Origin of the sequence: Pantoea stewartii subsp. stewartii (assembly GCF_008801695.1) — a bacterium.
GTDB lineage: Bacteria > Pseudomonadota > Gammaproteobacteria > Enterobacterales > Enterobacteriaceae > Pantoea > Pantoea stewartii.
Genome location: NZ_VZPF01000198.1, coordinates 1 through 1,182, shown reverse-complemented (window position 1 = coordinate 1,182; position 1,182 = coordinate 1). Strand labels below are relative to the sequence as shown.

At 48.4% G+C, this 1,182-nt stretch carries 1 protein-coding gene and 1 pseudogene; both read left to right on the top strand.

Annotated elements, in window-relative coordinates:
• Positions 1-149, top strand: a pseudogene (locus F7Q90_RS25685) (IS630 family transposase); the annotation flags it as partial.
• Positions 150-378: 229 nt separating this feature from the next.
• On the top strand, positions 379-939 hold the full coding sequence (locus F7Q90_RS25680) for a DUF2441 domain-containing protein (protein WP_085980085.1): 561 nt from the start codon (positions 379-381) through the stop codon (positions 937-939).
• The last annotated feature ends 243 nt before the right edge of the window (positions 940-1,182 follow it).

The following is a 1,182-nucleotide window of genomic DNA, read 5'->3' as shown; positions in this document are numbered from 1 at the left end:
ATGTCGAACGGTTGTGGCAGGCGCTTCATGAGACAATAACCCGAAATCACCAGTGCAGTTCAATGTGGCAACTGTTGAAAAAGGTCCATCACTTTATGAATACCGTCAGCCCATTCCCCGGGGGAAAACATGGGCTGGCTAAAGTGTAGCGGTATTAGGATCAGTTATTTAGTCTGGTCTCGCGAGACTGACTGAACCCTGGTCGGCTCACAGTGCATACCTGTGGGTTGATGACCAGTCCGGTGTTCGAGCACCGGGCTGGTCGTTCTTTCACTGCCAGGATGCGGTTTTGGGATGTTCGGCGGCTATTAATGCGGTTTACTGGATGGTGGCATAAGAGCACGTTATTTAGCTGATTTGAAAAGGATGTACCTTCCGTTGGAAAAATATTACACGCTCGATTCCGCAAATAGTCTGTTTCCATTTCATGAGATAACGCTGCGTCACCACACCCCCAAACAGCCAGAGTTGGCTGAATTTCTTAATCAAATACATCCCGATGGGTTGTCGAAGCACGGCCATAACTATCTCTATAATCCTGCGCTTTTCGATGAAGACCATCAAAGGGACAACGCCTTACTGATTGGTCTCATCCTTGAACTTGTACGGCGTAGCGACTTTCCTGATAAACCGTCCCGATATCAGTCGCTGTTTGCCTGTCAGGAAATCAGTGAGGTTAAACAATTCAGAGAATTGCTGGCCAACGAGCGTGGTGATGATGGAATACGGACAGCACCGATATATGAAGTAAGGAACCAGAACCCTGTTCACCGTGGTGATATGAGACTGCTTAACAGTGATGGTCCGCTTCTGGATATATATCGTCGGGCGCATCTGTACTGGTCAGGTGAAAGTCTTACACATGCAAATGGTGAAGATCCATTCTGGGAGATACTGATCCCACTTCCGGCATCAACAGGCGGGCGGGTAACGGAATGAGCAATATGACGGCCAGATAGTTAGCAAGCCGATCTGCTTTTTGGATTGGCGCTGATGGTCAGTCTTATCTGTCCAATGAGTACTCCTTTCAACTTATTTTCAGGGAGCATTCGTGGGTAAGCGTCACATTTAAACCGTCTGTGCAGCGGGCTCCGGTTCCGGGAAAATAGTGTCCATCATTTTTTAATGGACACTATCGCGTGAAACACCGGACATGGCTCCTTGAGGCGCTTCGCCTCCATT